Genomic DNA, 9,768 nt, shown 5'->3' on the forward strand with positions numbered 1-9,768 from the left:
GCCATTTGCTCGCTCTTAAATGGGCACTATATACCGAGGCTTTTGCCTCGGTACGTTTTTGACAAGTAGACTGTTTCACTTGAAAAATTCTATTAAATAGTAAGGAGATATAATGGCAGGACACAGTAAATGGGACAATATTAAACACCGTAAAGCGGCACAAGATGCTAAACGCGGTAAGTTATTCACCAAATTTATTCGCGAGCTCAATGTGCCGGCCCGCGAAGGCGGTTCTGATATTGATGCTAATCCCAGATTACGCGCTGCAGTCGATAAAGCCTTATCCAATAATATGACCCGAGATACCGTTGAACGCGCAATCAAACGTGGTGCCGGTGAAATGGATGGTCAGCAATTAGAAACCATTATTTATGAAGGCTATGGCCCCGGAGGGACTGCTGTGATGGTTGAAACCATGACGGATAATCGTAATCGTACTGTTTCTGGCGTGCGAAATGCGTTTAATAAGTCTGGAGGCAACTTAGGTACCGACGGTTCAGTGGCGTATCTGTTTACTAAATCTGGCATTATTTCTTATGACACTGATATTGATGAAGATAGCTTAATAGACAGTGCGTTAGAGGCGGGTGCTGAAGATGTTGTCACTCATGACGATGGTTCTATCGATGTGTTTACCACTCCAGATACCTTTGGCAAAGTCAAAGATGCACTTGATAGCGCGTCCTTTGACTCTGTTCATGCTGAAGTGACCATGGTTGCGTCATTAAAAGCTGAACTTGATGCTAACACCGCTGAAAAGTTTTTACGTTTAATCGATAACTTAGAAGATAATGATGATGTACAAGAGGTATATCATAATGCTGATATTTTAGATGACGTTATGCAAGTATTAGACAACGCATGAGGCATCAATGGCCATTATTTTAGGGGTTGATCCCGGCTCCCGTATTACAGGCTATGGTGTGATCCAATGCCAAGGCCGGCAACAGATTTACCTTGGCAGCGGCTGTATCCGAACATCTGCCGATGATTTACCCCAACGATTACAACAAATTTATGCGGGTCTATGCGAAATTATTACTCAATATCAGCCTGATGAGTTCGCCATTGAACGGGTGTTTATGGCAAAAAATGCCGACTCTGCCCTAAAACTGGGTCAAGCAAGAGGCGCGGCGATTGTCGCGGCAACATGTGCCGGACTGCCTGTTGCTGAATATAGCGCGACACAGATAAAAAGTGCAGTCGTAGGGACGGGTCGAGCCCAAAAAACACAAGTTCAACATATGATTAAGCAATTACTTAAACTACCTGCTTCACCACAAGCCGATGCGGCGGATGCGTTAGGGGTAGCAATATGCCATTTTCATACTTATCAAAGCCTTATCGCTATGGGTGGTAAAGCTAGCAGCAGAACATATGGAAGATACAAATGATAGGTCGTCTAAGTGGTATTTTAGTTGAAAAACACGCGCCTGAAGTGGTGCTCGATGTCAATGGTGTCGGTTATGAGTTGCAAGTGCCCATGACCAGCTTTTATGAGTTGCCAGCGTTAAATCAAGCTGCGATGTTATTTACCCATTTTGTGGTGCGTGAAGATGCGCAGTTACTTTATGGCTTTATCACTAAACAAGAGCGGGCATTATTTCGTTTATTGATTAAAACCAACGGCGTTGGCCCTAAGTTAGCGTTAACAATTTTATCGGGTATGACAGCATCGGATTTTGTTTCATGTGTCGAACGTGACGACATTGCCACCTTAGTCAAGTTACCTGGCGTGGGTAAGAAAACCGCTGAACGCTTAGTCATTGAAATGCGTGATAAGCTTAAAAGCTTGCTTGAAGCATCAGCGGGTTCTGAGCGCGAATTTATGTTGCAGAGTAATTATACACCGGCTCCGACAGCAGACAGTGCAGAGGAAGATGCCATTTCCGCGTTATTATCGTTAGGCTATAAACCAGCACAAGCCAGTAAATCAGTTTCTGCGGCTTTTAAACAAGGTATGAGTTCTGAAACGTTAATTAAAGCTGCATTAAAATCAATGTTATAAATATGATGATATGCATAAACAGGGTACGTAAAAATGATTGAAGCTGATCGTCTAATCCAGCCACAGGAACAAGGTCAAGATGAACTTATTGATCGTGCTATGCGCCCTAAAATGTTGGATGAGTATACAGGTCAAGATGATACTCGAGCCCAGCTTAAGATTTTTATTCAAGCAGCGATAAATCGTCGCGAAGCACTTGATCACATGCTAATTTTTGGTCCTCCAGGTTTAGGTAAAACAACCTTGGCGATGATTGTAGCCAATGAAATGGGAGTGAATATCAAATCCACTTCTGGCCCTGTGCTTGAAAAAGCGGGGGATTTAGCGGCTTTACTGACTAACCTTGAAGAGGGGGATGTGCTGTTTATCGATGAAATTCATCGTCTAAGCCCTGTAGTCGAAGAGATCCTTTATCCGGCGATGGAAGACTACCAACTTGATATTATGATTGGTGAAGGTCCTGCTGCGCGTTCGATTAAATTAGATTTGCCGCCATTTACACTTATTGGCGCTACCACGCGTGCCGGTGCATTAACCTCACCATTGCGGGCTCGTTTTGGTATTCCATTACGGTTAGAATTTTACAATGTGAAAGATCTTACCACCATAGTGATCCGTTCAGCTAAGGTGATGGAACTTGAGATAGATGGTCAAGGCGCGATTGAAATAGCCAAGCGCTCACGCGGCACCCCGCGAATTGCCAACCGTTTATTACGCCGGGTTCGCGATTATGCTGAAGTCAAACATGATGGCAAAGTGACCCAAAAAGTGGCCGAATATGCCCTCGATTTACTCGATGTTGATGAGCAAGGTTTTGATTACTTAGATCGTAAACTCTTGCTTGCCATTATTGATAAATTTATGGGTGGCCCTGTAGGGTTAGATAACCTCGCGGCGGCCATCGGTGAAGATAGAGAAACGATTGAAGACGTACTGGAGCCTTTTTTAATTCAGCAAGGCTTTATTCAGCGCACACCAAGAGGCCGTATTGCGAGTCAAAGAGCTTATGATCATTTTAGTCTTGTTAAGCCCGAATAAGCCCAATCTTATCCACTTGCTTTAGTGAACATACGCAATTAGACCAATATCGTTTTAGATAAAAAAACCAGCTTTCGCTGGTTTTAATCTTACTAGGTGAGCGATATATGATCAGGACTAGCTATTTAACTTGTGGTGATAAGGATGGATCTAACCTAACGCTTCAGTCGCCGAACTCTTTTGAATTAACTCAATTTTGTATCCGTCAGGATCTTCAACAAAGGCAATTTCAGTTTTGCCGCCGGCAACCGGACCCGGTGCTCGAGTAATGTTACCGCCAGCGGCAGCAATCGTCTCGCAACGGGCATAAATATCGTCTTCGCCTATGGCTAAATGCCCAAAGCCATTACCCAAATTATATGTATCGACACCCCAATTATAAGTTAACTCTATAACGGCTTGGCCTGTTGTTTCCTCACCAAAACCAACAAAAGCGAGGGTGTATTTGTACTCTGGGTTTTCAGATTGGCGTAGTAGTTTCATTCCCATGACTTGGGTATAAAATTGAATGCTACGTTCAAGGTTGCCTACACGGATCATCGTATGAAGTAATTGCGACATGATATGCTCTCTTATAAAATTTATCTGACTTTAACAAGCTCAGATGACAATGAAAAGTTTTGCAGTTCTGATTGATTAAAATTTAAAACGAACAAGGTGAGGTTGCATTGTTTTACTTGAGTGGATAGCCAGTTGTTCTCGAATAGACAATAATCATATTTTGCTTTGGCTCACATTTATGATGTTATCTTTTGGGCATTTGGCCTAAAAGCGTTATTATTTCGTTATACACATATGGAGGCAAGACAATGAATACAGAATTAAAAATGGCCTTAGGCACGACTGTCGTAATCGCAATTTGTTTTAGCGCGTTTTTTGTGTCGATGTTTTAAGCACCATCATAAAATAGATAGCCCCATTTGATCCACCGCTAAATAAATGTATTGCATGTTAATTGATGAGTTAACATTCAATACATTGATATAAATACCCCAAAACACCTTAGGTGATTTGGGGTTACTCTTCTGGATAGACCTTGTCTTTAAACTCACATAAGTCTTCAATAATACAGCTGCCACAACATGGTTTTCGCGCTAAACAAGTGTAACACCCATGTAGATAAACCAAGGATTTACATCCACTTTAAACTCACTTGGCTTCACTTTAAGCATATTCAGTTCAACTTGGTCAAGATTTTTGCCAGGAGCAAACTTAGTGCGATTCGCAAACCTAAAAATATGAGTGTCGACCGCAATCGTGGGCCAACTTTAAGTGGTGATAATTATTGCATATATTTAATATGGAAAGAATACTCTATTGGGTTGTTTTGTGCTTAACGGAAGTTAACAGCAGCAATATCAAAACTTCCGTTTATCGCTAAAACAGTCATTGATACTGTAATTTTAATTGCTGATTTCTGTTGTAAGCGCGAGCCTAACTCTCATCACTCTCATTGCGACTTAAAAGCCTACCAAACTATGTCAAATTAACGATGTCACTTCACTCTCGACTTCACAGATGCTAATTGTCCGTTAAATTCAGTAGCCGTTATCACAGCGAGCCACATCTATCTGCTGTACTTAATGAAATGAAAAATGCTCTATTGCTCTTGCTTACCTATATATATCAATAGATCAAACTACTTCAGTCCAAACTCCCAACTCAATATTATAACGTCCACTTTCGTCTCTATGTTAGCGTTAGGTGAGGTTATGTCGAATAACAAAAATCGACCGCTTTGAGGTCATCGTGACGCTTAGCATCATATATTGGAATGAAATGTTGTTAACTCTAAAAGACTGACAAATATACTCATTGCGAAAGTGACTAGTAGCAACACCAAATCTTCTTCTATCCTATCTAAATAGTTCTTTCAAAGGCAGATTTTTAGTATCAGAAACTATCCGTTTTGTGGCGTAGAGCAAACATTAAGTGGGCAAGCTTTCTATTGACGATAGTCGGTAGGCCTTTTGTTTAGTTGGCGATGTTCTATGGTGGAGATTTGGGTATGTGCAGCTTGTTTGGCCTTATAGATGCTGACGGTTTGTTTGCTGTTGTGAATGAGTGATGTGTGAGTGTTGTTTTCTCGATAAAAAAAGTAGGGTAATGAAGCTCCCCCTACTTTTTTGGTAACAGTTAAGTCTTAATCTCGATATTTCATCTCTTGCAGCAATGAAGTACTCATGATGGTTCGAAACTCAGCACGGTTACCGCTTTCAGATTCCATCTTTTCCATACTTTTCTTTGCCCACGCCATATACGTGGTACGACGCTTTTCATTTTCAGCAACGGATGCCATGTTTTCGAATACACGAACCAAGTAAAGGTCAGGCTCATCCATTCTTGGGTGTACATTACTAATAACTTTAGCATCTATTAGCCAGCCTTGAGATTTGGCATAATCGCTGTTTTTACGCCATTCGCCCGCAAGCCACGTCGAATATTTAAGGCCAGCACCATCGGATATTTTTATACCTGTAACTTCCCAATACTCACCACCAATAAAAGGTGGTTCTTCTGCTGCATATACATTTTGAATAGCGAATAAGCTTAATACACAAAACAATAATCCTTGGATTGAATTTGTTTTCATTTTTTGTATTTCCTAATGACTCGTGAACATGAGTGTTCACAGTGATATAAAAATAGTTCAATGTTTTTACTTTGTCTAATTTTGATTTGCTTAACATACAGGTGATCATATGACCGCAATAGCTTGGGGAAAACTGCAGAAAAATCGGGCTTAATAGGTGCAGGAACACGAGGTCATGTTGGTGCTACTTTTGGTTTAGAGGCGGGCAGATTAATTGGCATACCTATCGGTGCTTATATAAGTAGAAAATTATAGTGGCATAATAAAACTGGGCTGCAATATAAATTTAAACAGAACTCGATACGTAAGCTTTAGTATGTAAACAGTCTATTTTGAATCCGTTTTACATTCAGGAAAGAGTCTCCTCTTTGGAAGCTACTAACCTTAACTTTTTATTCGATAAATTCAAACTTGCAATATTTTTCTGGATATCTCGAAAGTTCATTTCAGTGTCAGGAAAATACTAAATAAGTAATAACAGAACCACTTACTCTTCGTGGCAAGAGTGAAGATAGATCAAGCTATGATAATGATTACCTACCATAGCTGACGATGAGATTATAAATGGGTTAAGTAAATCTTTAGTCTTCAGTCTTCTCTTTAAATTCACACAAGTCTTCGATAATACAAGAACCGCAGCGAGGCTTTCGTGCTATGCACGTGTATCTACCATGCAAAATTAACCAGTGATGTAGATCATACATAAATTCAGTTTTGTTAGGGGTGTTCTTAATGATGGCTTGTTCGGTTTCTTCAACAGTCTTACCTTTAGCGTAGCCTGTGCGATTAGCTACTCGTTGAATATGTGTATCAACAGCAATAAAGTATCTACCTTCATTATCTTTTAGCCAGCCAAATGCCGTATTGAGAACGACGTTTGCTGTTTTTCGACCCACGCCAGGTAAAGCTTCTAGTGCGTCTCTGTTTTCTGGTACCGCACCATTATGCAAATCCAGCAGCATTTTACAGGCGTTAATCACATTAATAGCTTTGTTATTGTATAGGCCAATGGTTTTAATGTATTGCTTAAGCCCGTCAACACCTAAGTCAAATATGGCTTGAGGCGTATTGGCAACAGGAAACAGCTTATTGGTCGCTTTATTGACACTGACATCGGTCGCTTGTGCTGATAATGTCACAGCAACTAATAACTCAAATGGGCTTGAAAAGTTCAATTCAGTTTCAGGCTTAGGGTTATTGTCTCTTAATCGGTTGAGAATTTGGATACGTTTATCTTTATTCATATTAATCGGTCAATTCATCGTTAAGTTAACGGCCGTTTTAGAGTAACAGCGGAGTCGTGTTAGTTGACTTTAGTGATCCGAGCACGCGTCACGCCAACACTTTCAGCTTTAGGCTGCTGTGCTTTTACTCGGCTATCGATGACATTTTTAAGGGCAATTAATAATCCCATCGCTATAAATGCTCCCGGCGGCAACATCGCCAATAAAAATGGTGTGTCCACATGCCACACATGAATCGTTAACACACTCGCCCAATCACCTAATAATAAATCAGCACCACCAAATAGGGTCCCTTGACCGAGTAATTCTCGGCTGGCACCTAAAACAACTAGTACAGCAGTAAAACCTAACCCCATCATTAATCCATCAAAGGCCGAGTGGGCTACAGAGTTACGAGAGGCAAATGCTTCAGCGCGGCCGATGATGACGCAGTTGGTCACAATCAGTGGTAAAAAAATGCCTAACGACAAATATAGATTATAGGCATAAGCGTTGATCAGTAATTGTACGCAAGTGACAAGTGCGGCAATGATCATAACAAATACTGGGATACGAATTTCTTTAGGAACAATATCGCGTACCAAGGAAACTAAAACATTGGATCCAATTAGTACCAACAAAGTGGCAACCCCCAAACCTAATGCATTTGTGATTGTTGCTGTCACAGCAAGCAGCGGACATAAACCTAATAGTTGGACTAATCCTGGGTTATTCTTCCATAACCCTTGAGCCGCGATTGCACGATAATTACTCATGGTTGGCCTCACAGGCATAATGACTTTGGTAGAGCGCTTGGCGATGTTGTTCAACAAATGTCATCGCATTTGCAATGGCTTTAACATAAGCGCGCGGAGTAATGGTCGCACCGGTAAATTGATCAAATTGTCCGCCATCTTTTTTCACTTTCCAGTCGCTTGAATTTCCAGTAAAACGTTTGCCGCTGAAATGAGTGACCCAATCAGACTTTCGTAAATCAATTTTATCGCCTAAGCCAGGCGTTTCTTGATGGAAAAGGGTACGAACACCCAATATTGTCCCGGTGTTATCAACGCCAATAATGAGTTTTATTGCTCCGTTATAACCATCTGGAGCAATGGCTTCAATCGCGATGGCAACAGGTTGTTCGCCTTTATAAGCAAGATAGGCCGGCAAATCGGCTTTAGTGCCTAATAGCTGCGGAGAATTAACCAAAATACATTGTTCACTGAGTACATTATCGTGTAATTCGGTCGGAATAATTTGGTTAAGCGTTAGGGTTAATTGTTTTTGCTGTTGCAATAATATTGTGTCACTGGTTAAGGCATTCACCAACGCGACGAGGCCGGTGCAACATAAGGCAAATAGGCCGAGTAACAGGCCATTTTTAATCATCGGGTTAGTTGTTAAAATAGACATAATTAATTTCCTGCTCGATGACCATAGCTACGCGGGCGAACATAATAATCAATAAAAGGTGCGCACATGTTAGCTAACAATACGGCAAATGCGACGGCATCAGGGTAGCCACCAAAGGTGCGTATTAAGTAAATGAGTAAGCCTATCATGGCGCCAAATATCAGTCGACCGCGAGGACTCGCTGCTGCAGTGACTGGGTCGGTGGCAATAAAAAATGCCGCCAACATGGTACCACCGGAAAATAAATGCATCATTGGACTGACGAAGGTATCCGGACTGATTAAAAATCCGCCACTGGCGCAAATAAATAATGTCAGTAAAATAGAGACGCTGATGTGCCAGCGTATAACATGAAGCTTGAGCATGATTAGCCCACCTACAAGGTAAGCCAAATTCACCCAAAACCAACCGACACCGACACTGCCATTGAAGATGATTTTAGCCAAACTTTCTGTCGTGGTCATGCCCATTGAAAGATCGGTCTTAAGTGTGTCCAGTGGTGTTGCCATTGTGGTGCCGTCAATCGCAAGCCGAAAAAAATCTGCCGAATAGACGCTGTTTAATTGAAAAATACTGTTAATAGTATTGATTAAATCTGCGCTATTGAGCGTGAGCGTTTGCGGTGCGACCCATGATGTCATTTGCACTGGGAATGAAATCAACAATAGAACGTAAGCGGCCATAGCCGGGTTAAAGACGTTATTACCCAGCCCGCCGTAAAGCTGCTTAACGATGACAATGGCAAATACTGTGCCTATTACAATGAGCCACCAAGGTGCTAAAGGCGGAATCGCAACCGCAAGTAAGCTTGCAGTAACCAATGCACTATTATCAGATAACGTGGCGGTAATATTTTTGTTTCGTAACTTCATTACGGCAGATTCAGCTAAATAAGCCACTGTAATGGCAAGTAATAACTGTACAAGAGTACCATAACCGAAATAATAGCTTTGTACTGCAATACCCGGTATTAGGCATAGCGCGACACGTTTCATCACTTTATTGGTGTGCAATGTTGTGCTGACATGTGGAGATGAGGCAATTTTAAATGCCATAGTTATTGTTCCTCTTGCTTAGCACTGTTAGCGAGCTTTTTCGCTTTCGCTTTGGCGACAGCGGCAGCAATTTTAGCTTTTTTGTCATCTACAGCTTGAGTGGTGGCTGAATGAGTTACTTCAGCTTCGCTCGCATTGTTGCTGTCATTATCGGTAATAGTCTCCTTTTTGCTAACGACAGCATGTTCAGTCACCACAGTGCTTTTTGTATCGGCAGTACTTGTTGTCGCGGAGCCATTGGCTAATGCGGCTTTTTTGGCTTTAGCACGTGCAACCGCCGCAGTAATTTTAGCTTTTTTGTCATCTACAGCTTGGGTGGTGGCTGAATGAGTTACTTCATCTTCGCTCGCAGTGTTGTTGTCATTATCGGTAATAGTCTCCTTTTTGCTAACGACAGCATGTTCAGTCACCACAGTGCTTTTTGTATCGGCAGTA

At 41.5% G+C, this 9,768-nt stretch carries 10 protein-coding genes and 2 pseudogenes; 4 read left to right on the top strand and 8 right to left on the bottom strand.

Annotated elements, in window-relative coordinates; translation table 11 throughout:
- Positions 1 to 112: 112 nt before the first annotated feature.
- Genes AAEZ02_RS13945 through ruvB form a run of 4 tightly spaced genes read left to right on the top strand, consistent with a single transcriptional unit; the run spans position 113 to position 3,046 of the window.
- Positions 113 to 865: a YebC/PmpR family DNA-binding transcriptional regulator gene (locus AAEZ02_RS13945; protein WP_351123676.1), complete on the top strand. Its 753-nt coding sequence runs from the start codon at positions 113 to 115 to the stop codon at positions 863 to 865.
- A 7-nt stretch (positions 866 to 872) separates the two neighbouring features.
- Positions 873 to 1,394, top strand: coding sequence for a crossover junction endodeoxyribonuclease RuvC (ruvC, locus tag AAEZ02_RS13950; protein ID WP_059743772.1), 522 nt, complete (start codon positions 873 to 875; stop codon positions 1,392 to 1,394).
- Positions 1,391 to 2,008, top strand: coding sequence for a Holliday junction branch migration protein RuvA (gene ruvA / locus AAEZ02_RS13955; protein ID WP_351123679.1), 618 nt, complete (start codon positions 1,391 to 1,393; stop codon positions 2,006 to 2,008). Before ruvC ends, ruvA begins: the two co-directional genes overlap by 4 nt.
- Before the next feature lie 33 nt (positions 2,009 to 2,041).
- Positions 2,042 to 3,046 (top strand): Holliday junction branch migration DNA helicase RuvB, encoded by a 1,005-nt coding sequence (ruvB, locus tag AAEZ02_RS13960; RefSeq protein WP_101031112.1) that lies wholly within the window; start codon positions 2,042 to 2,044, stop codon positions 3,044 to 3,046.
- 150 nt (positions 3,047 to 3,196) lie between these two features.
- Here the strand turns inward: ruvB and gloA are convergent, their stop codons facing one another.
- The 8 genes and pseudogenes from gloA to AAEZ02_RS14000 all read right to left on the bottom strand — a co-directional run.
- On the bottom strand, positions 3,197 to 3,607 hold the full coding sequence (gene gloA / locus AAEZ02_RS13965; protein WP_124013057.1) for a lactoylglutathione lyase: 411 nt from the start codon (positions 3,605 to 3,607) through the stop codon (positions 3,197 to 3,199).
- Positions 3,608 to 4,063: 456 nt separating this feature from the next.
- Positions 4,064 to 4,311 (bottom strand): annotated as a pseudogene (locus AAEZ02_RS13970) (endonuclease III); the annotation flags it as partial.
- Positions 4,312 to 5,189: 878 nt separating this feature from the next.
- Entirely contained in the window at positions 5,190 to 5,639 is a 450-nt protein-coding gene (locus AAEZ02_RS13975; RefSeq protein WP_101031116.1) for a hypothetical protein, read from the bottom strand.
- 581 nt (positions 5,640 to 6,220) lie between these two features.
- Positions 6,221 to 6,883, bottom strand: a complete 663-nt coding sequence (gene nth, locus AAEZ02_RS13980) for an endonuclease III (RefSeq protein ID WP_101031118.1) — start codon at positions 6,881 to 6,883, stop codon at positions 6,221 to 6,223.
- A 59-nt stretch (positions 6,884 to 6,942) separates the two neighbouring features.
- On the bottom strand, positions 6,943 to 7,638 hold the full coding sequence (locus AAEZ02_RS13985; protein WP_101031120.1) for an electron transport complex subunit E: 696 nt from the start codon (positions 7,636 to 7,638) through the stop codon (positions 6,943 to 6,945).
- A complete protein-coding gene (rsxG, locus tag AAEZ02_RS13990; protein WP_101031122.1) occupies positions 7,631 to 8,278 on the bottom strand; it encodes an electron transport complex subunit RsxG in 648 nt (215 codons plus the stop codon). The genes AAEZ02_RS13985 and rsxG overlap by 8 nt, the downstream gene beginning before the upstream one ends.
- A gap of 2 nt (positions 8,279 to 8,280) precedes the next feature.
- Positions 8,281 to 9,333, bottom strand: coding sequence for an electron transport complex subunit RsxD (gene rsxD / locus AAEZ02_RS13995; RefSeq protein ID WP_101031123.1), 1,053 nt, complete (start codon positions 9,331 to 9,333; stop codon positions 8,281 to 8,283).
- A 2-nt stretch (positions 9,334 to 9,335) separates the two neighbouring features.
- Positions 9,336 to 9,768: pseudogene (locus AAEZ02_RS14000) on the bottom strand (hypothetical protein); the annotation flags it as partial.

Source organism: Shewanella sp. T24-MNA-CIBAN-0130 (assembly GCF_040310185.1).
Classification (GTDB): domain Bacteria; phylum Pseudomonadota; class Gammaproteobacteria; order Enterobacterales; family Shewanellaceae; genus Shewanella; species Shewanella psychromarinicola.